19 protein-coding genes and 1 tRNA gene are annotated in these 19,180 nt (G+C 63.1%); 9 read left to right on the top strand and 11 right to left on the bottom strand.

Features of this window, described 5'->3' with window-relative positions:
- Window positions 1–37: 37 nt before the first annotated feature.
- Both RhoBH5_RS15145 and cobC read right to left on the bottom strand, forming a co-directional pair.
- Window positions 38–1,171 (bottom strand): Nif3-like dinuclear metal center hexameric protein, encoded by a 1,134-nt coding sequence (locus RhoBH5_RS15145; RefSeq protein ID WP_270008475.1) that lies wholly within the window; start codon window positions 1,169–1,171, stop codon window positions 38–40.
- A complete protein-coding gene (gene cobC / locus RhoBH5_RS15140) occupies window positions 1,168–2,202 on the bottom strand; it encodes an Rv2231c family pyridoxal phosphate-dependent protein CobC (protein WP_050656437.1) in 1,035 nt (344 codons plus the stop codon). The genes RhoBH5_RS15145 and cobC overlap by 4 nt, the downstream gene beginning before the upstream one ends.
- A gap of 56 nt (window positions 2,203–2,258) precedes the next feature.
- Here cobC and RhoBH5_RS15135 point away from each other — a divergent pair, with 56 nt between their 5' ends.
- Genes RhoBH5_RS15135 through RhoBH5_RS15125 form a run of 3 tightly spaced genes read left to right on the top strand, consistent with a single transcriptional unit; the run spans window position 2,259 to window position 4,419 of the window.
- Entirely contained in the window at window positions 2,259–2,954 is a 696-nt protein-coding gene (locus tag RhoBH5_RS15135; RefSeq protein WP_270008474.1) for an HAD hydrolase-like protein, read from the top strand.
- Window positions 2,941–3,432 (top strand): low molecular weight protein-tyrosine-phosphatase, encoded by a 492-nt coding sequence (locus RhoBH5_RS15130; protein ID WP_007735468.1) that lies wholly within the window; start codon window positions 2,941–2,943, stop codon window positions 3,430–3,432. Before RhoBH5_RS15135 ends, RhoBH5_RS15130 begins: the two co-directional genes overlap by 14 nt.
- Window positions 3,433–3,480: 48 nt before the next feature.
- Window positions 3,481–4,419: an SURF1 family cytochrome oxidase biogenesis protein gene (locus RhoBH5_RS15125; RefSeq protein ID WP_042445745.1), complete on the top strand. Its 939-nt coding sequence runs from the start codon at window positions 3,481–3,483 to the stop codon at window positions 4,417–4,419.
- Here RhoBH5_RS15125 and RhoBH5_RS15120 read toward each other — a convergent pair.
- The 6 genes from RhoBH5_RS15120 to RhoBH5_RS15095 all read right to left on the bottom strand — a co-directional run bounded on the left by RhoBH5_RS15120 (window position 4,360) and on the right by RhoBH5_RS15095 (window position 7,516).
- A complete protein-coding gene (locus RhoBH5_RS15120) occupies window positions 4,360–5,367 on the bottom strand; it encodes a cobalamin biosynthesis protein (RefSeq protein ID WP_270008473.1) in 1,008 nt (335 codons plus the stop codon). The two genes, RhoBH5_RS15125 and RhoBH5_RS15120, sit on opposite strands and share 60 nt — an antisense overlap.
- 65 nt (window positions 5,368–5,432) lie before the next feature.
- On the bottom strand, window positions 5,433–5,657 hold the full coding sequence (locus RhoBH5_RS15115; RefSeq protein ID WP_161120648.1) for a hypothetical protein: 225 nt from the start codon (window positions 5,655–5,657) through the stop codon (window positions 5,433–5,435).
- A gap of 91 nt (window positions 5,658–5,748) precedes the next feature.
- Window positions 5,749–5,820 (bottom strand) — tRNA-Val (locus RhoBH5_RS15110).
- Between the two features lie 32 nt (window positions 5,821–5,852).
- The gene (locus RhoBH5_RS15105) at window positions 5,853–6,317 is read right to left on the bottom strand and encodes a peroxiredoxin (protein ID WP_003941619.1); all 465 of its coding nucleotides are present in this window, start codon (window positions 6,315–6,317) and stop codon (window positions 5,853–5,855) included.
- A 35-nt stretch (window positions 6,318–6,352) separates the two neighbouring features.
- Window positions 6,353–6,778 carry a DUF3052 domain-containing protein gene (locus tag RhoBH5_RS15100; RefSeq protein ID WP_003941575.1) on the bottom strand — a complete coding sequence of 142 codons (426 nt, stop codon included), beginning with the start codon at window positions 6,776–6,778 and terminating at the stop codon, window positions 6,353–6,355.
- A 177-nt stretch (window positions 6,779–6,955) separates the two neighbouring features.
- Window positions 6,956–7,516 carry a hypothetical protein gene (locus RhoBH5_RS15095; protein WP_238704674.1) on the bottom strand — a complete coding sequence of 187 codons (561 nt, stop codon included), beginning with the start codon at window positions 7,514–7,516 and terminating at the stop codon, window positions 6,956–6,958.
- Window positions 7,517–7,749: 233 nt separating this feature from the next.
- Here RhoBH5_RS15095 and aceE point away from each other — a divergent pair, with 233 nt between their 5' ends.
- The 6 genes from aceE to RhoBH5_RS15065 all read left to right on the top strand — a co-directional run bounded on the left by aceE (window position 7,750) and on the right by RhoBH5_RS15065 (window position 16,229).
- Window positions 7,750–10,605, top strand: a complete 2,856-nt coding sequence (aceE, locus tag RhoBH5_RS15090; protein WP_270008472.1) for a pyruvate dehydrogenase (acetyl-transferring), homodimeric type — start codon at window positions 7,750–7,752, stop codon at window positions 10,603–10,605.
- 99 nt (window positions 10,606–10,704) lie between these two features.
- Complete coding sequence (locus RhoBH5_RS15085) at window positions 10,705–12,033, top strand: PucR family transcriptional regulator (RefSeq protein ID WP_003941635.1); 1,329 nt, start codon at window positions 10,705–10,707, stop codon at window positions 12,031–12,033.
- Window positions 12,034–12,160: 127 nt separating this feature from the next.
- The gene (locus RhoBH5_RS15080) at window positions 12,161–13,069 is read left to right on the top strand and encodes an ACP S-malonyltransferase (protein WP_064689135.1); all 909 of its coding nucleotides are present in this window, start codon (window positions 12,161–12,163) and stop codon (window positions 13,067–13,069) included.
- An 84-nt stretch (window positions 13,070–13,153) separates the two neighbouring features.
- Window positions 13,154–13,429 carry a meromycolate extension acyl carrier protein AcpM gene (gene acpM / locus RhoBH5_RS15075; protein WP_003941649.1) on the top strand — a complete coding sequence of 92 codons (276 nt, stop codon included), beginning with the start codon at window positions 13,154–13,156 and terminating at the stop codon, window positions 13,427–13,429.
- A 7-nt stretch (window positions 13,430–13,436) separates the two neighbouring features.
- The gene (locus RhoBH5_RS15070; protein WP_003941591.1) at window positions 13,437–14,687 is read left to right on the top strand and encodes a KasA/KasB family beta-ketoacyl-ACP synthase; all 1,251 of its coding nucleotides are present in this window, start codon (window positions 13,437–13,439) and stop codon (window positions 14,685–14,687) included.
- Between the two features lie 108 nt (window positions 14,688–14,795).
- Entirely contained in the window at window positions 14,796–16,229 is a 1,434-nt protein-coding gene (locus RhoBH5_RS15065; protein ID WP_003941597.1) for an acyl-CoA carboxylase subunit beta, read from the top strand.
- A 110-nt stretch (window positions 16,230–16,339) separates the two neighbouring features.
- On the opposite strand, the gene RhoBH5_RS15060 is transcribed toward RhoBH5_RS15065, so the two are convergent.
- From RhoBH5_RS15060 to RhoBH5_RS15050, 3 genes are all read right to left on the bottom strand, one after another.
- Window positions 16,340–16,849, bottom strand: coding sequence for a DUF3145 domain-containing protein (locus tag RhoBH5_RS15060; RefSeq protein WP_042445731.1), 510 nt, complete (start codon window positions 16,847–16,849; stop codon window positions 16,340–16,342).
- Window positions 16,850–16,977: 128 nt separating this feature from the next.
- Window positions 16,978–17,817, bottom strand: a complete 840-nt coding sequence (locus RhoBH5_RS15055) for a serine hydrolase domain-containing protein (RefSeq protein WP_007735479.1) — start codon at window positions 17,815–17,817, stop codon at window positions 16,978–16,980.
- Window positions 17,818–17,853: 36 nt separating this feature from the next.
- Window positions 17,854–18,981: an NDMA-dependent alcohol dehydrogenase gene (locus tag RhoBH5_RS15050; protein WP_270008471.1), complete on the bottom strand. Its 1,128-nt coding sequence runs from the start codon at window positions 18,979–18,981 to the stop codon at window positions 17,854–17,856.
- Window positions 18,982–19,180: the final 199 nt, after the last annotated feature.

Below are 19,180 nucleotides of genomic sequence, written 5' to 3'. Positions count from 1 at the left end.
GAATTGTTCGTGCAACCGTACCTTGCAGAGCGCTGCACTAATGCGCACTCAAACACCACGGATCGGTGCGAATTGTCGAAACCCGGCTTTCCCACTCCGGATTGTCGGCAAACGCGGCGTCGAGCACCGATTTCGCCTGTGCGCACCACGGGTATTCACTCGCCCAGTGCGCGACGTCGACCAGAGCCGGGCCACCGGCGCGTAGATGCTCGTCCGCGGGATGATGCCGCAGGTCCGCAGTGACGTAGACGTCGGCGCCCAGTGCCGCCACCACGTCGAGATACGAGTCGCCGGAACCGCCGCACACCGCCACGGTACGAACGGTCGCGTCTGGATCTCCGGCCGCGCGAACACCCCACTCGGTCGAGGGCAGTGAGCGCGCCACTCGCGCGGTGAATTCCCGCAAGGTTTCGGGGTGGTCGAGCTCACCCAACCGCCCCAGTCCGAGTGAACTGGGGAACGCTGCGAGTTCGAAGACATCGAAGGCCGGTTCCTCGTACGGATGGGAGGCACGCAATGCGCCCAGCACTGCGCTTCGCTTTCCGCGAGGGGCAATCACTTCCACACGATTCTCGCGAACCTGCTCCACAGCGCCGACGGTCCCGATCGTCGGATTCGCTCCGTCGGCGGGCAGGAACTGACCCGTACCGGTGACGGTCCAACTGCACTGGCTGTAGTCACCGATCCGCCCAGCCCCGGCCTCGAAAAGTGCATCCTGCACGGCCGATGCATTCTCCACCGGAACCATGACGACCCACTTGTCGAGCGGCTGCGTCGGCTTGGGTTCGATCGGGCGAAGCACGGTCAGGCCCAGAGCCTGCGCCAACGCGTCGGACACTCCGGGGTCGGCCGAGTCCGCATTCGTGTGCGCCGAGAACAGTGCGCATCCCGCCTTGATGAGCTTGTGAACCAACGCACCTTTGGGTGTGTGAGCACCGACGGTGTCCACCCCACGCAGCAGAAGTGGATGGTGAACGACCAGAAGGTCGCCACCGGAGGCGATGGCGTCGTCGACCACTGCCTCGGTCGGATCCACCGCGAAAACCACTCTCGTCACAGCGTCGGCCGGATCGCCGCAGACCAGACCGACCGAGTCCCACGATTCCGCCAGGGCCGGCGGATACGCGGATTCCAGCACGGCTATGACGTCCGCAAGGGTGGGGCCACTCACAAGATCTCCTTCATCGCTTCGATCAGTACCGCAACCTGCTCGGCTGGACGGACGGCCACGCGCAGCCGATCCGGGCCGAGTCCGGGAAAGGTGTCGCACCTGCGGACGGCGATTCCGCGGGCACGCAGGTGCTCTCGCATCGTGGCGCCGTCACGGACATCGATGAGCACGAACGGCCCCGCAGCGGGTTGGTGCACGGCAATCCCGATCTCGGTCAGTCGCCGCGACATGTCTCGGCGGTCCACGGCAATCGCGTCGGCTTTGATCCTCGACTGCTCGACGGCAAACGGTTCGCAGCACGCCGTGATGGCCTCGATCTGCAGACTGCCCAATGGCCAGTGGGCTCGGCCGTGACTGAGTCGAGCCAGAAGATCGGGAGAGCCGATCGCGTATCCACACCGCAATCCGGCGAGCGCCCACGTCTTGGTCAGGCTCCGAAGGACCAGTACATCCGCCGACTCGACACCGGCGATGCTCTCCGTTTCGCCAGGGACCGCGTCGCCGAAGGCCTCGTCCACCACCAGGATCCGGCCCGGCTGACGCAATGCCAACACATCGGCCTTGGGGTGAAGCACGGACGTCGGGTTGGTCGGATTGCCCAGAACGACAAGGTCCGCGGATTCGGGTACCTGCGCGGTCCGAAGCTCGAAAGGCGGCTCCAGAATCACTTGAGTCACCGGCACACCGGCCTCTCGCAGTGCCAGTTCCGGCTCGGTGAACGACGGATGGATCAGCGCTGCCGAACGAGCGCCCAGGCGCGGCAGCATCGCGAATCCCTCGGCACCGCCCGAGAGCAACAACACCTCTTCGGGCCGGCGCCCGTGCCGCTGCGCGACCGTTTCGCGAGCCTTCAGTTCCGCTGCGGCCGACGGGTACGAACCGAGCGTCGCCAGCCCTGCGGCCAGCCGATCCCGCAACCACTTCGGCGGGCCGGAGCCTTGAACGTTGACGGCAAAATCGAGTAACCCGGGCTCCGCTTCGACATCGCCGTGATGTCGCAAGCTCTCCAGGTCAACCGTTCCGGTACTCACCCGGTCAGCCTACGGTCGAGCACCGTGCGCGGACATCACCCCTGCCGTCCGGGACAATGAGTGCCGTGACGACACCACCGCTCGACCGCTTTCCCGTAGTTCTGTTCGATCTGGACGGCACCATCACCGATTCCGCTCCCGGCATTCACGGCGGCTTCCGACACGCGTTGGCAACTGTCGGCCATCCGGAGCCGACGGAAGCGATGTTGGCATCGGTGATCGGCCCGCCGATGGTCGACACCTTCAGGTCACTCGGTATGGCCCCGGCGGACGTGGATCGGGCGATCGCCGCGTACATCGAGCGTTACGACGCGACCGGGTGGCAGGAGAACTCGGTGTACGAAGGCATGGACGTCGTCCTGGGTAAGGCTCGCGCGAGCGGCACCCGACTGGCCGTCGCCACCTCCAAGCCGGAGCGATTCGCCATTCGAATCCTCGAGCATTTCGGCCTGGCCGAGCACTTCGAGTTCATCGGCGGCGCGAGTGACGACGGAACTCGTCGGGCTAAACCCGATGTGATCGCGCATTCGCTGACCTCACTCGGGATCACTCCCGTCCTCGCATCCGACGGCGGAACCCCCGACGTTCTCATGATCGGCGACCGTGATCACGACGTGCTCGGCGCCGCGAAGTACGGCATCCCCACCGTCGTCGTCGAATGGGGCTACGGTTCCGCCGAGGAAGCGCGGCAAGCGTTTCGCTCCGTATCGTCGGCATCCGAACTGGGAGGACTTCTCGATGGCCGCCACTGAACCACTCCACGTGACTGAACCACTTCATGTGACGTTTGTGTGCACCGGCAATATCTGCCGGTCACCGATGGCCGAAAAGATCTTGCTCGCGCATCTGGACCGTGAAGGCCTCGCCGACCGAGTCCGTGTCAGCAGTGCAGGTACCGAGGGGTTTCACACCGGTAGCGAGGCCGACGAGCGGACCAACGTCGTGCTCCGAGCGGCCGGATATCCGACGGGCCACAGTGCCGCGCAGGTCAATGCAGATCATCTCGCCGCCGATCTTGTCGTCGCCCTCGACACCGGGCACGAACGTGAGCTTGCTCATCTCGGCGTGCCCACCGAGCGTCGGCGCCTACTGCGATCGTTCGACCCCGAGGCGGACGGAGAATCGGTTCCGGACCCGTACTACGGGGATCAGGAGGACTTCGAACTGGTGCGAGACCAGATCGAAGCAGCCATTCCCGACATACTCGACTGGATCCGCGAGCGAGCCTGAACCCGGAGCAAAATTCACTCCCATTCGGGCAACGGATACCGTGGACGTGTGCGAAGACTGAAATTCCTGTTGCGGCCCGGTTGGTTGGTACTGGCAGCTGTGGTCGGGCTCTTCGCCTACCTGTGCTTCACCGTGCTCGCCCCATGGCAACTCGGCAAGAACACAAAGACCGAGCACCGCAATGATCTGATCTCGAACTCGATCAACGCGGAGACCGTGCCGATCGGTGACGTCATCGCCGATTCGACGATCGCACCGGACGACGAATGGCGAAACATCACCGCGGCAGGCACCTATCTGCCCGACGCCGACATCCTCGTTCGACTGCAGTCCATCGAGGGCGCACCGTCGTACGAGATCCTGACGCCTTTCCTTCTCGACGACGGCCGCACGATCCTCGTCAATCGCGGATACGTTCGGCCGATCAACGGCGCCGAGGCACCGCCCATCGCCGCGCCGCCGACCGATCCGGTCACTCTCAACGGTCGCGTGCGTCTGTCGGAAGGCACCGCGCCCGGCCGAGTTCCGATGTTCGAGGACGGCGCGAAACAGGTCTACTCGATCGACGCACAACCTATCGGCGAGTTCATCGGAACGGACCTGATCGACGCGTACATCCAACTCGAACCCGACCAGCCCGGCGGCCTGGGGACGATCCCTCTCCCCCAACTCGATGCAGGCCCCTATCTCTCGTACGGGTTCCAGTGGCTGGCGTTCGGCATCATGGCGCCGCTCGGACTGGCCTACTTCATTCGCGCGGAGTGGCGCGAACGTCGCAAGGAGAAGGCAGCTCAAGCAGCTGTCGACGGCTTCGCAGCGGACGACGCCGCTACCGAGACGACCCCGGAAGCGCCGGTATCCGCGCCTGCCGCACCCCCCGCCGAACCGACTCGTACCTTCAGCCGTCGCAAGAAGCCGGAGCCGGAATCAGTGCCGCTGACGGCGCAGGAAGCCAAACTTGCCGATCGATACGGCAATACCCGCTGACACCACAACTGCACTGATCTGCACCGCCGACGAAAGCCTCGACGCGCGGCGCAGATCGTTCGGCGTCGGCACAGTCCCGCGGCCGAGGACGGGACGCATCTCCACCCCGTGCGCGTACTCGGTCCGACCACCCAACGAAATGCCCAACGCCCCTGCCGCCGACGCTTCCGCGACGCCCGCATTGGGGCTTGGATGAGCCGCTGCGTCGCGTTTCCACGCTGCCAGTGATTCCTGAACCGAGCCGCCTACCACCGGTGCACACGCAGCCGTCAGCGCACCGGTCAGCCGAGCGGGGACGATGTTGACTAGGTCGTCGAACCTCGCCGCAGCCCACCCGAATCTGAGGTATTTCTCGGAGCGGTAGCCGATCATCGCGTCGAGTGTGTTGGCAGCGCGGTAGACGAACAGACCCGGCACGCCCGCAATTGCACCCCAGAACATTGCACCGACGCTTGCATCCGAGGTGTTTTCGGCGACCGACTCCAGCGCTGCACGCGTGAGGCCCTCCTCGCCCAGCACCGATGGATCGCGTCCACAGAGTGAAGGAAGTAGCTCACGCGCTTTCGTCAGGTCGCGATCGACCTGTGACGCCTCCAATCGAGCGGCCATATCGATGCCGGTGCGTGCAAGCGACGTCCCGCCGAGCACGGCCCAGGTAGCTATCGCCGTCGTACCCGTGACGGCCACCCAACCGGCCCGGCGCGACGCTGCTTCGGCTGCGAGCCCAAGTCCAGCGGTGCCGGCCAAGAGCACAGCGACATGAAGTGTTCCGGCCGCTCGCGAGTCCCGGTAGGACATCTTCTGCAGCGCGATAGCCGCGGTTCCGAAGCCGGCAACCGGATGGAACCGCCCCGGATCGGCGAATGCCCGATCCGCGACGAAGCCGAGGAGAAGCCCGGCAGCTCGCGCATTGAATCGAGATTGGGACGAACGAACCGAAATCTGCACGAGCGTAGTTGTAGCAGCGACGCTCGTTCTCTGGCCAACCGTCACGTGTCTGCACGAGCCGATCTCTACCCGTCCCAGTCGATCGTCAGGTAGATCAAGCGGTGCATTCGGTTGATTTCCCAGACACGGGCAATCCCGGTCGCCAGTGCGTCGCTCTGGGAACGAACCCGGAGCGTCTGCCCCGCGAACAACGCAACACTGAGACTGGGCATCTCGGCGATGTGTATGTGCGGACGGGTGGGATGCACGCGCGTCGGGTCGACGGCTACTTCGATCACAGAACTGGACATGCGTCCAGAATGGCGTATTGCGGACAATTCGTTGCCGAAAATGAAAAAACCCCGATCTGCGTCGACGCAGATCGGGGCTTGAATTCTTCGGTGGGCGCGGAGGGTTTCGAACCCCCGACCGCTGGTGTGTAAAACCAGAGCTCTACCACTGAGCTACACGCCCGAACTCCCGGTGAGACCCTCACCGGGAGTGCTCTAAGACTCTAGCGCGGCAAGCGCGTTTGCCCAAAGTCCGTGGTCACGGGCTTCTCCGGGGCCGTTCATCTCGGCAAAACGAATGATTCCGTCTTTGTCGATGACAAAGGTGCCACGATTCGCGAAGCCCAACTTGTCGTTGAACACCTCGTACTTCTGAGCGACCTCACCGTGCGGCCAGAAGTCCGACAGCAAGGGAAATGTGTATCCCTGCTCAGCTGACCAGATCTTGTGAGTCGGCGAAGCACCGACAGAAATCGCGAGAATGGCAGTGTCGTCGTTCTCGAACTTCGGAAGCTCGTCACGGACCTTGCAGAGTTCCCCCTGACAAGTCCCGGTGAAGGCCAACGGATAGAAGACCAGCAGAACGTTCTTCTTACCGCGGAAATCTGCTAGCGAGACTTCCTGGTTGTTCTGGTCCTTCAAGGTGAAATCCGGTGCCTGGGCACCAACTTCGAGAGGCATGTGCGATTCCTTGGGAAAGTGCGGAAAGGACCGGGTCAGCGCTTGTTGGCCGGACGAGCCTTCGGCTGAACCAGTCGACTTCCCGACCAGTCACCGAGGTTGGCTGCCGATGTCTGCGTCAGGCCGGCAGTCGGCGCCGATTCGGCGATCTCGCTGGGCTCGACGTGTCCGTCGAGACCGGTCTTGGGAGTGAGAACCCACACGAAGCCTTCGTCGGCGAGGGGCCCGATGGCATCCATGAGGGCGTCCACCAGGTCACCGTCCTCGTCGCGCCACCACAGCAGCACGACATCGATGACCTCGTCGGAATCCTCGTCGAGCATTTCCCCGCCGATGGTTTCCTCAACCGCGGCACGAATGCCGTCGTCGGTATCCTCATCCCAGCCCAGTTCCTGCACCACCATGTCAGTGGTAATCCCGAGTTTCTGAGCGTAGTTCTGGGCATCCGCCGCGGCGACCACGGTGGGGTCCTCCTTTTGTTGATGGTGTGTGGCGACCCCGCACACCTACCGTTTGACGATCAATTAGGGAAAGCGAACATGGTCTGAGGCGTTAGCGCAAGCCGACCACGCCGAAAACTTTCACCAAAGATCGTCTTCTGACACACGGCGAACCTTACGCCTGCGGATTACCGCAGGTCACAGGGATCCACATTCATCGAAGATCGACTTGCGAATCGAATTGCTCGTATCGCTGATCGAATTGATTTCATCGGCCGAATGATCACTCTCGATCACGACAGCAGATGAACGTAGGTTCGCGGCCAATTCGGCGAACAGTCCGGAAAGTTGCGTCGGAAGTTCACTCGCGACCGAGTCGAACCACGAGGCCGTCTCCCTTGCCGAGGAAGCAGCAGCGCTTGCTTCGGCTCTCAGGTCGGTCTCACCATGATTTCCGGCGTCGACGTAGGCATTGAACGCAACCACGTCGTTTTTCGATCGAGAGACCGCTTCCTCACAGATCGCGAAAGCTGCCTCTGCCGCATCTGCCGCCGCTTTCGACGAGGACGCGGCGGCCATCGAAATACTCACCTCGGATTGGTATGCAGCCACGTGCGCTTCATTGGGTACTGCCGATCCGGTCACCGCCGCCGAACATCCCACGATCACCGACAGTCCCACTGCGATCGATCCGACCGAGACCCACGCCCCGACCCTGCCGTAATTGATTTCTTTGTTTATTTTTTCCCACCCCTTCATACGTTCCGATCGATCCCCCAAGCCTGTGACTACGGGGAACCATCACACCCCTGCGTCACGCCGAAAAACGCTACCCGAGAGTAACCAGAGGCGAGGTATGCCGGACCGACCGGGATGGTGAAAGATGAGGTACGCGCCATATTCACGATGGAAGTGCGTCGGACCTAACAAGGCCTCGATCACCTATGTAAGGACGCCCCACCACGCGTCCCCAAACCAATGAGGAGCACACGTTGTCTGACCTGATCCAGGGTCCCGCGTCCGGGCAGAACGCCGATTCAGGCGCCGCCGGCGAGTCGGGTTCGCCCGCGTCGAATACGCCGGGGGGAACCGACGGTCGCGTTCGCGTCATTCGCGAAGGTGTTGCGTCGTACCTGCCGGACATCGATCCGGACGAGACCACCGAATGGCTCGAATCATTCGACGGACTTCTGGATCGATCCGGACCCACGCGTGCCCGCTACCTCATGCTCCGCATGCTCGAACGCGCCGGCGAGAAGCACGTCGCACTCCCCGCGCTCACGTCGACCGACTACGTCAACACGATTCCGACCGAAAACGAGCCGTGGTTCCCCGGTGACGAAGAGGTCGAGCGCCGCTATCGCGCCTGGATCCGTTGGAACGCCGCGATCATGGTCCACCGCGCTCAGCGACCGGGCGTCGGCGTCGGCGGTCACATCTCCACCTATGCATCCTCGGCAGCGTTGTACGAGGTCGGCTTCAACCACTTCTTCCGCGGCAAGGAACACCCGGGCGGTGGCGACCACATCTTCATCCAGGGTCACGCCTCCCCCGGCATCTACGCACGCGCCTTCCTCGAGGGCCGGATCCCCGCGGAACAGCTCGACGGATTCCGCCAGGAGAAGTCCCACGCCGACTTCGGCGGCGCACTGCCGTCCTACCCGCACCCGCGGCTGCTTCCCGATTTCTGGGAGTTCCCGACGGTCTCGATGGGCCTCGGCCCGATGAACGCCATCTACCAGGCCCGGTTCAACCACTACCTCAACGATCGCGGCATCAAGGACACCACCGATCAGCACGTGTGGGCATTCCTCGGCGACGGCGAAATGGACGAGCCCGAGTCACGCGGCCTCGCTCACGTCGCGGCAACCGAAGGCCTCGACAACCTCACGTTCGTGGTGAACTGCAACCTCCAGCGCCTCGACGGCCCGGTCCGCGGCAACGGAAAGATCATCCAGGAACTGGAATCGTTCTTCCGCGGTGCCGGCTGGAACGTCATCAAGGTCGTCTGGGGTCGCGAGTGGGATGCGCTGCTGCACGCCGATCGCGACGGCGCACTGGTCAACCTGATGAACGTGACGCCGGACGGTGACTACCAGACGTACAAGGCCAACGACGGCGCGTTCGTACGCGATCACTTCTTCGGACGTGACCCCCGCACCAAGGAACTGGTCAAGGACCTCACAGACCAGGAAATCTGGAACCTCAAGCGCGGTGGCCACGACTACCGCAAGGTCCACGCCGCCTACGCAGCGGCCATGGCACACAAGGGCCAGCCGACGGTCATCCTGGCGCACACCATCAAGGGCTACACCCTCGGTAAGCACTTCGAGGGCCGCAACGCCACGCACCAGATGAAGAAGCTGACGCTGGACGATCTCAAGGCGTTCCGCGACATGCAGCACATCCCGATCTCGGACGCCGAGCTCGAGAAGGATCCGTACCTGCCTCCGTACTACCACCCGGGCGCGGACGCTCCCGAGATCAAGTACATGTTCGACCGTCGTAAAGCACTCGGCGGGTTCCTGCCTTCCCGTAACACCGATGCGGCGCCGCTCAAGCTCCCCGAGGACAAGACGTACGACGTCATCCGCAAGGGTTCGGGCAAGCAGGAAGTCGCCACCACCATGGCGATCGTGCGCATCCTCAAGGAACTGTTGCGCGACAAGGAGATCGGCAAGCGCATCGTGCCGATCATCCCGGACGAGGCTCGCACGTTCGGTATGGACTCGTGGTTCCCGTCGCTGAAGATCTACAACCGCAACGGGCAGCTCTACACGTCCGTCGACGCCGAACTCATGCTCGCCTACAAGGAGAGCCCGATCGGCCAGATCCTGCACGAGGGCATCAACGAGGCCGGTTCGACGGCTTCGTTCACCGCAGTCGGCACGTCGTACGCCACCCACGGTGAACCGATGATTCCGCTGTACATCTTCTACTCGATGTTCGGTTTCCAGCGCACCGGCGACGGCCTGTGGGCGGCTGCCGACCAGATGGCTCGGGGATTCGTTCTCGGCGCCACCGCCGGTCGTACCACTCTGACCGGTGAAGGTCTCCAGCACGCCGACGGACACTCGCTGCTCCTGGCATCCACCAACCCCGCAGCTGTCACGTACGACGCCGCGTTCTCGTACGAGTTGGCGCACATCGTCAAGGACGGCTTGCGCCGCATGTACGGCGGCACCGAGGGCGTCGACGGTTTCGGTGGCGAGAACATCTTCTACTACCTGACCATCTACAACGAGCCGTACGTTCAGCCGGCCGAGCCCGAAGGTCTCGACGTCGAGGGCTTGCTCAAGGGCATCTACCTCTACAAGACGTCCGAAGCATCCGGCCCGAAGGCACAGATCCTCGTCTCCGGTGTCGCGATGCCCGAGGGGCTGCGCGCGCAGAAGCTACTTGCCGACGAATGGGGCGTCTCGGCCGACGTCTGGTCGGTCACGTCCTGGGGTGAGCTGCGCCGCGAAGGCGTCGAATGCGAACGTCAGGCGCTGCTCAATCCGTCCGAGGATGCTCCGGTTCCCTTCGTCACCACGGCGTTGTCGTCGGCCCAAGGCCCCGTAGTTGCGGCTTCGGACTGGATGCGGGCGGTCTCGGACCAGATCCGTCAGTGGGTTCCCGGCGACTACACCACGCTCGGCACGGACGGGTTCGGCTTCTCCGACACCCGCACCGCTGCGCGTCGTTACTTCAACGTCGATGCCGAGTCCATCGTCGTTGCCGTGCTGATCGGTTTGGCGAAGGAAGGATCGATCGAGCGGTCGAAGGCCGTCGAAGCAGCGAGCCGATACCGCATCGACGACGTGAATGCTGCTCCCGAGCAGACCGGGGACACCGGTAGCGCCTAAGTCGTAAAGCAACAGTCCCAGCGATCGAAAACAGACCTACGCCCATCGCCGCGGGTGTCATCTCGACATCCGCTGCGGCGATGGGCGTAGGTTTTTCTCATGCCCGAACCTGATCCCGAGAAACCCGAAGAGGGCGTACGCCGCACTCGACCACAGTCGTCCGGGTTGCAGGCTGTACTCGCCCGCCGTCGTCAGGTTCGCGATCCACTTCCAGAAGCCTTGCTCCGCCGCGTCAAACAGTTCTCCGGCCGGCTCTCCACCGAGGCCGTGACCGTGATGGAGGAGCAGCTTCCGTTCTTCGACAGTCTCGACGCTTCGCAACGCGCCGACGTTCAACTGTTGGTGCAGACGTCGGTGGTGAATTTCCTGGAATGGCTGCGGCAACTCGACTCGGAGATCAGCTTCGGATACGAGTCGTTTCCGGTCATCCCTCAGGATCTTGCTCGACAGCTCACGCTGCGCCAGACCGTCGACATGGTCCGGGTGGCGATGGAGTTCTTCGAGAAATGGCTGCCGGCTCTCGCCCGCAACGATCAGCAGCTGATCGCGCTGACAGAAGCCGTCCTGCGCTACGGGCGTGAACTCGGTTTCGCAGCAGCGACGGTGTACGCAAGCGCTGCCGAGTCGCGGGGTGCCCTGGACACGCGACTGGAAGCGCTCGTCGTCGACGCCGTCGTGCAGGGAGACACCGGCTCGGACATGCTCTCTCGCGCCGCCACCTTGAACTGGGATGCCACGGCTCCGGCCACCGTCATCGTCGGGTCTCCCCCGCCGGACGAGCGGGTCTCGGTTGCCGGCACCGTCCACGCGACTGCCGCCGCGCACGGGCGCGCTGTTCTCGCCGTGGTGCAGGGTCCGCGACTGGTGATGATCGTCAGCGGCGAGCTGAGCAGTAAGACGGAAGGCAGCCAATTCCTTCAAGACCTGCTCATGAGTTTCGCCGACGAGCCGGTGGTGATCGGCCCGACGACACCCTCGTTGAGCGCAGCGCACTTCAGTGCGTCCGAAGCGCTGGCGGGAATCAAGGCTGTTGCCGGGTGGCGCGGCGCACCTCGTCCCGTTTTCGCGACTGAACTGCTCCCGGAACGGGCACTACTGGGAGACGCCGCTGCCGTGAAGGCTCTTCGCGATTTCCTCGTCGCACCTTTAGCTGAATCCGGCACAGTCTTGACCGATACTTTAGACAGTTATCTCGACTGTGGAGGTGCGGTTGAGACTTGTGCACGTCTTCTGTTTGTTCATCCAAATACCGTTCGGTACCGCTTGAAGCGAATCGCCGAAGTTACCGGCCGGGATCCAACGAATCCACGCGACGCGTATGTACTACGGATCGCCGCTACCGTGGGCCGATTGACACAAATCGATCTCAAATCGAACAATTCGGTTACTTCAGTCACATCTTTAACATCCGGACAAACAAACCTGTAACCCCTGAGCGTCCAATTTCGATGGCCGAGCGCGACGTGGGATTTTGTGGGAACCCTACAAAACACTTCGCCAGAGTTCATCGCGACCGACATCTCGCAGGTCGCTCGCGGCGGTGTTCTCTTAATAAGTGATTTCGTTGCTCGCCCCGGGACAGGGCTCTCAGACACCCGGCATGCTCAGCCCCTGGCTGGCACTGCCCGGAGCACAAGACCGCCTCGAAGTGTGGTCGAAGGCAGCCGGCCTGGACCTCGTCCGACTCGGCACGACCGCGACCGCCGAAGAAATCACCGACACCTCGGTAACCCAGCCCCTCGTCGTTGCCGCTGCTCTGCTGGCATACGAGGAAATCGAATCACGTGGGCTCCTCGGCGCCGACGTCATCGCTGCCGGCCATTCGGTGGGTGAACTTGCCGCTGCTGCGGTCGCCGGTGTTATCTCCGCTGACGACGCGGTCGCGCTTGCCGCCCTCCGTGGCGCCGAGATGGCCAAGGCTTGTGCGCTCGAGCCCACGGGCATGTCAGCCGTTCTCGGTGGAGACGAAGCCGAAGTGCTCGCACGAATCGAAGAACTCGGGCTGGAAGCAGCCAACCGCAATGCGGCCGGCCAGATCGTGGCGGCCGGACTGCTCACCGCGCTCGAAGAACTCGCAGCAAACGCACCCGAAAAGGCCCGAGTCCGCGCACTACCCGTCGCCGGAGCTTTCCACACCCGCTTCATGGCGCCTGCGCAGGACGCCGTCGCAGCTGCTGCCGCCAAGATCACCCCTTCCGATCCGACGCGCACGCTGCTTTCCAACTCGGATGGCGCACCCGTCTCCTCGGGCGCCGACGCCCTCACCAAGCTTGCCGCGCAGGTAACCCGCCCCGTTCGTTGGGACCTCTGCTCCGCGTCGTTGCGGACAGCAGAAGTCAGCGCGATCGTGGAACTCCCGCCGGCCGGAACCCTCGTCGGAATTGCCAAGCGTGAAATGCGTGGCACACCGACGGTGGCCCTCAAGAACCCGGAGGATATCTCCGCACTGTCCGAGCTGACCTAGCTCGGACGCCCACCCGGCCGATCAGCCCGAACGGCGGCCGGACGTTTCACCCCACCTCAATCGATCAAGAAGGGAGCCACACCAGTGGCCCACACTCAGGAAGAAATCATCGCGGAACTCGGCCAGATCGTGGAGGAGGTCACCGGTATCGAGCCTTCCGAGGTCACCGTCGACAAGTCCTTCGTGGACGACCTCGATATCGACTCCCTGTCCATGGTCGAGATCGCCGTTCAGACCGAAGACAAGTACGGCGTGAAGGTCCCCGACGAGGATCTTGCAGGTCTGCGCACCGTCGGCGACATCGTCGCGTACATCCAGAAGCTCGAAGCCGAAGGCGCCGAAGCCAAGAACGCAGAGTGAGCCGACCGTGACTTCCGCTTCTACCCGCAAAGGGAAATTCCCCGACATCGTCGTCACGAGCCTCGCGACGTCGACCTCGGTGGCTGGTGATGTGGATGGCACGTGGAAGGCGCTCCTCGCCGGCGAAAGCGGCATCGGAATCCTCGATGACCCGTTCATCGACGAGTTCGACCTTCCCATTCGCATCGGCGGGCACCTGAAGGTTTCACCGGACGAGGGCTTGTCCCGCGTCGAAATTCGACGGATGAGCTGGGTGGAACGCCTTGCCCTCACGTTGAGTCGCACGGTCTGGAGCAACGCCGGCAGCCCTGAAGTCGATCAGGACCGCCTGGCCGTTGTCATCGGCACCGGACTCGGCGGCGGCGACACGCTCATCGACGCCGTCGACAAGCTCCGTGGCGGCGGATACCGCAAGGTGTCCCCGTTCTCGGTGCAGATGGTCATGCCCAACGGACCGGCCGCAACGGTCGGACTCGAACTCGGGGCCCGCGGTGGCGTCATCACTCCGGTGTCGGCATGTTCCTCAGGTTCCGAGGCAATTGCTCACGCTCACCGCATGCTTGTCATGGGTGACGCGGACATGGTTGTGGCTGGTGGAGTCGAGAGCTTCATCGACGCCGTTCCGATCGCGAGCTTCGCCATGATGCGTGCGATGAGCACCAACAACGACAATCCGGCCGCAGCTTCACGTCCTTTCGACAAGGACCGCGACGGATTTGTCTTCGGCGAAGCCGGCGCCTTGATGATCCTCGAAACCGAGGAGCACGCCAAGGCACGCGGGGCAACGATTCACGCCCGCCTGCTTGGTTCCGGAATCACTTCGGACGGGTACCACATCGTGGCACCGCATCCGGAAGGCCTGGGCGCGGCGCGAGCCATGACCCGAGCAATCGAGATGGCCGGACTGACGAAGTCCGACATCAAGCACATCAACGCCCACGCCACTGCGACGCCGATCGGTGACATCGCAGAGGCAAAGGCAATCAACGCAGCGGTCGGCAATCACGCTGCGGTGTACGGCCCGAAATCCGCGCTGGGACACTCGATCGGCGCTGTCGGCGCCCTCGAATCAGTCCTCACGGTTCTGGCAGTGCGTGACGGGATCATCCCGCCCACGCTCAATGTTGACAGCCAGGATCCAGAAATCGATCTCGATGTCGTCAAGGGTGAACCCCGAACCGGCTCTTTCGATTTCGCACTGAACAACTCGTTCGGTTTCGGTGGGCACAATGTCGCGCTCGCCTTCGGTCGGGCCTAGCCCGAACCGCGGTTTGCACCTGTCCGCGGGTGTCGTTGCAACACAACGTCACCCGCGGACAACACCGACCTTTCGTTCCACCCAAGGCTCGTACTGAAGGAGGACGCGATGACCATCCTGGCCCCCGTGACAAAGTCCGAATCATCGACAGACCCGCGCGATCCTCTTGCGCGCCTGGAAAATCTGTTCGACCCCGGCACAACAGTGCCGCTCCACGCCCGTGACAAGTCCGGTGTGCTCGCCGCGTCCGGAAACATCGACGGCGTCCGCACCATCGCATACTGCTCCGACGCCACTGTCATGGGTGGCGCCATGGGCGTCGACGGTTGCAAACACCTCGTCAAAGCCATCGATACCGCTATCGAGGAAGAGTCCCCCATCGTGGGCCTCTGGCACTCCGGTGGCGCGCGTCTGGCTGAAGGCGTCGAGGCGCTCCACGCCGTCGGACTGGTCTTCGAGGCCATGGTCCGCGCGTCGGGTCTCATACCTCAAATTTCCGTCGTGCTCGGCTTTGCCGCTGGCGGAGCCGCGTATGGTCCAGCCCTCACCGATGTCGTGATCATGGCGCCGGAAGGCCGAGTGTTCGTCACCGGGCCAGACGTAGTTCGTAGTGTCACCGGCGAACAGGTCGACATGGTGTCACTCGGCGGTCCGGACACACACACCAAGAAGTCGGGTGTCGCGCACATCGCCGCACACGACGAGGCCGACGCATTGCACCGCGCGCGCCGCCTGGTCTCGATGATGTGCGAGCAGGGCGAATTCGATCAGCGGGCAGCGGAACTCGGCGACAGCGATCTGCGCGCCATGATGCCTGCCTCCGCGAAACGCGCGTACGACGTTCGTCCGATCGTTCACGAAATGCTCGACAACGTCGAAGGCGAGTCGAGTTTCGAAGAACTGCAAGGCAATTACGCTCGGAGCATCGTCACCGGTTTCGGCCGGATGGCCGGACGCACCGTTGGCGTCATTGCGAACAACCCACTGCGACTCGGGGGGTGCCTGAACTCCGAAAGTGCAGAGAAGGCCGCTCGATTCGTGCGACTGTGCAACGCATTCGGCGTGCCGCTCGTGGTCGTCGTCGATGTTCCCGGGTATTTGCCGGGCGTCTCGATGGAGTGGGAAGGCGTTGTCCGACGCGGAGCGAAGTTACTTCACGCCTTCGCCGAGGCAACGGTCCCCCGCGTCACCGTCGTCACTCGAAAGATCTACGGCGGCGCCTACATCGCGATGAACTCGCGAGCACTGGGAGCCACGGCCGTATTCGCTTGGCCCAACTCCGAAGTAGCCGTGATGGGTGCGAAGGCTGCTGTCGGCATCCTGCACAAGCGGGCCCTCGCAGCTGCACCGGACGACGAGCGTGAAGCATTGCACGACCGACTCGCTGCCGAGCACGAGGCAATCGCGGGCGGCGTCGACCGCGCGGTCGAAATCGGCGTCGTCGACGAGGAAATCGACCCGGCGAAGACTCGCAGCATCGTGACCGCTGCCCTCGCGTCTGCACCATCTGTCCGCGCGCGGCACAAGAACATTCCGCTCTGACAACCCTGGACAGCAAGGTGGGCCTCGCCGATACGGCGGGGCCCACCTTTGTCATTCGAGTCTTTGTCGTTCAAGCCGCGAGAGCACTCCGGGTTCAGGATGGACCTCGGTCAGCTGACACGCCTTCGCAGCCATGTCACTTCGGCACCTTCGCCTGAACTCCGGAAGGGTTCGAGTTCCTCGTCCCACGGTGTACCTATCGCCCGATCGATTTCCGCGGCGATGTCTCCACCGGAATTCATGATGGACCGCAGTTTCATCTCCCCTACGACGACATCACCGTTCGCACTGGTGGATCCGCGCCACAGGCCCAGACCGGGCACATGGCTGTACCGTTCGCCGTCGACGCCGTGACTCGGGTCCTCGGTGACCTCGAACCGCAACATCGGCCACGCGCGTAGCGAGTCGACCAGGCGGGCACAGGTTCCGACGGGACCCGTCCAGTCCGTCGTCGCACGCAGAAGCCCGTCGTAGGCAGGCTGTGAGGTCCATCTGAGCTTGGCAGGGCTGTCCAACGTGGCGGACAAAGCCCAATCCACGTGCGGGCACAGCGCCGCGGGCGACGAGTGGATGTAAACCACACCAGTCGTCACGTCCGCGAATTGATTCATTTCGCGCACTCGAGCCTCCTGCTTCGACGAGGGACGTCTTCCCCAACGACCTCTGTCGAGTTCGTGCAGCACGCTCGATTGAACAGTGTGCCTTGTGTTACCCGTGTTGCGCCAGTGGAAGGAGAGAAATTTGTGCTCTACCGCGAAACTTCACCGACCACGCCATCCGACAATTCGGTCCACAAAGGCTTGGCCCAATCACCGAAATCGCGATCGGTAAGCACGACGCACGCAGTATCGATCGTGGGATCGACCCACAGGAACGTCCCGGACTGGCCGAAATGACCGAAGGTAGCGGCCGAGTTCTCGAGACCCGTCCAATGCGGACGCTTGTCGCCCCGAATTTCGAATCCGAGCCCCCAGTCGTTGGGGCGCTGAGAGCCGTAACCCGGAAGAATTCCGTTGAGCCCCGGGAACTGCACAGTTGTCGCCTCTGCGAACGTCTGCGCCGAGACCAGAGTCGGCGAGAGCAGTTCAGCCGCGAACTTGGCCAAGTCGTCTGCCGATGCCTGCGCACCGTGACCGGCCGGACCGACAAGAGCCGCGCTGGTCATCGCCAACGGCGCGAACACCGCCTCGGCCAGATAGTCGGCAAATTCGATCTCGGTCTCCCGGGAAACCAACTCGGCAAGCACCTCGAACCCCGCACTCGAGTAGATCCGCTTCGACGCCACCGGAGCCTGAACAACACGTTCGGCGAATGCCAATCCCGAAGCATGTGCGAGGAGATGACGAACGGTCGACCCCTCAGGCCCGGCCGGCCCATCCAACTCGACCGCCCCCTCCTCCACTGCCACGAGAATCGCGTAGGCGCACAACAGTTTTGTCACCGAAGCCAGGGGGAAAACATGCGCCTGGTCGCCACTGAAACCACGAATGCGGTCGCCCTCACCGGGATTCTTTCCGGAGAGGACGACCGCTGCCGCATTGTCGACCGGCCACTGCTGGATTACGTCGAGACTGTGAGTACTGGGCACCCGATCAGACTACTGGCACAAGGGTTGTGCTTCCGATCACCAGTCAGCTTCGGTGTAGCGGATGACGCCGCGGATGTTCTTGCCATCCAACATGTCCTGGTAGCCGTCGTTCACGCCTTCGAGCGTGTAGGTCCGAGTCACCATGTCGTCGAGGTTCAGCTTGCCTGCCTTGTACATCGCGAGGAGGTTCGGCACGTCCTGGCGAGCGTTGCCACCGCCGAAAATGTTGCCCTGAAGGTCCTTCTGAAGCATCGCCATCAGGAACATGTTCAGCTTCACATCCATGTCCGTCAGGTGCCCCATTGCGGTGACGACACAACGGCCGGCCTTTGCCGTCAGAATCATCGCTTCTTCGACGTACTCACCCTTCATTTCGCCGACGGTGATGATCGTCTTCTGTGCCATGCGGCCATACGTAGCGTCGATGATCGGCTGAATGGCAGCGGCAGCGCTTTCGAAAGCGTGCGTTGCGCCGAACTTCAGAGCCTGCTCACGCTTCCACGGCACGGGGTCGATGGCAAAGATGTACCGGGCGCCCGATGCAACTGCACCCTGTAGCGCACTGATACCGACGCCGCCGACACCCATGATCACAACGTCTTCGCCGGGCTTCACATCGGCGATGTGGGTTGCCGATCCCCAACCGGTCGGGACGCCGCAACCGACGAGTGCGGCAACCTCGAACGGAATATCCTTGTCGATCTTCACCACTGACGACTGGTTCACGACCATGTAGGGCGAGAACGTCCCTAGCAGGCACATCGGGATCACGTTTTCGCCGCGAGCCTGGATTCGGTAGGTACCGTCACTGATGGCCTGGCCGCTGAGGAGGCCCATCCCGAGGTCACACAGGTTCTGATGGCCGGCCGAGCACGCCGGACAGGTTCCACAAGCCGGAATGAAGGACAGAACGACGTGGTCGCCGACCTCCAGACCCTTGACCTCCGGGCCGAGCTTGGTGATGACGCCCGAACCCTCGTGCCCACCCATGACGGGGAACGACGGCATCGGGGTCGCGCCGGTGACGATGTGGTGATCGGAGTGGCACATTCCGGCCGCTTCCATGCGAATCTGAACTTCGCCGGCTACCGGCTCACCGATCTCGATCTCCTCGACGGACCACTTTTCATTGAGGCCCCACAGGATTGCACCCTTGGTCTTCACGTCACTTCACCCTTTCATTCGCACACCCGCATCTATCTCTGTGACCATAGCCACAAATCTGCGAAATTGGAACGTGTTCTAACGAAAGATTTTGCACTGCAGGTCAGACGTCCAAATGACCTGGCACAACCGGCGCGGCAACGACGGAATAATGACCCACTGAGTGGGACAGGCCACACGGGCACCCGAAAGTAGAGCC

The sequence above is a fragment of the Rhodococcus sp. BH5 genome, from assembly GCF_027583855.1.
Classification (GTDB): domain Bacteria; phylum Actinomycetota; class Actinomycetes; order Mycobacteriales; family Mycobacteriaceae; genus Rhodococcus_F; species Rhodococcus_F qingshengii.
This window is presented reverse-complemented; position numbering and strand designations above follow the sequence as displayed.

Coding starts and splice junctions, on each gene's coding strand:
- RhoBH5_RS15135 (WP_270008474.1), top strand. CDS start 2,259: ATGAGTGCCGTGACGACACCACCGCTCGACCGCTTTCCCGTAGTTCTG.
- RhoBH5_RS15085 (WP_003941635.1), top strand. CDS start 10,705: ATGCCCGAACCTGATCCCGAGAAACCCGAAGAGGGCGTACGCCGCACT.
- RhoBH5_RS15115 (WP_161120648.1), bottom strand. CDS start 5,657: ATGTCCAGTTCTGTGATCGAAGTAGCCGTCGACCCGACGCGCGTGCAT.
- RhoBH5_RS15095 (WP_238704674.1), bottom strand. CDS start 7,516: ATGAAGGGGTGGGAAAAAATAAACAAAGAAATCAATTACGGCAGGGTC.
- RhoBH5_RS15065 (WP_003941597.1), top strand. CDS start 14,796: ATGACCATCCTGGCCCCCGTGACAAAGTCCGAATCATCGACAGACCCG.
- RhoBH5_RS15105 (WP_003941619.1), bottom strand. CDS start 6,317: ATGCCTCTCGAAGTTGGTGCCCAGGCACCGGATTTCACCTTGAAGGAC.
- RhoBH5_RS15130 (WP_007735468.1), top strand. CDS start 2,941: ATGGCCGCCACTGAACCACTCCACGTGACTGAACCACTTCATGTGACG.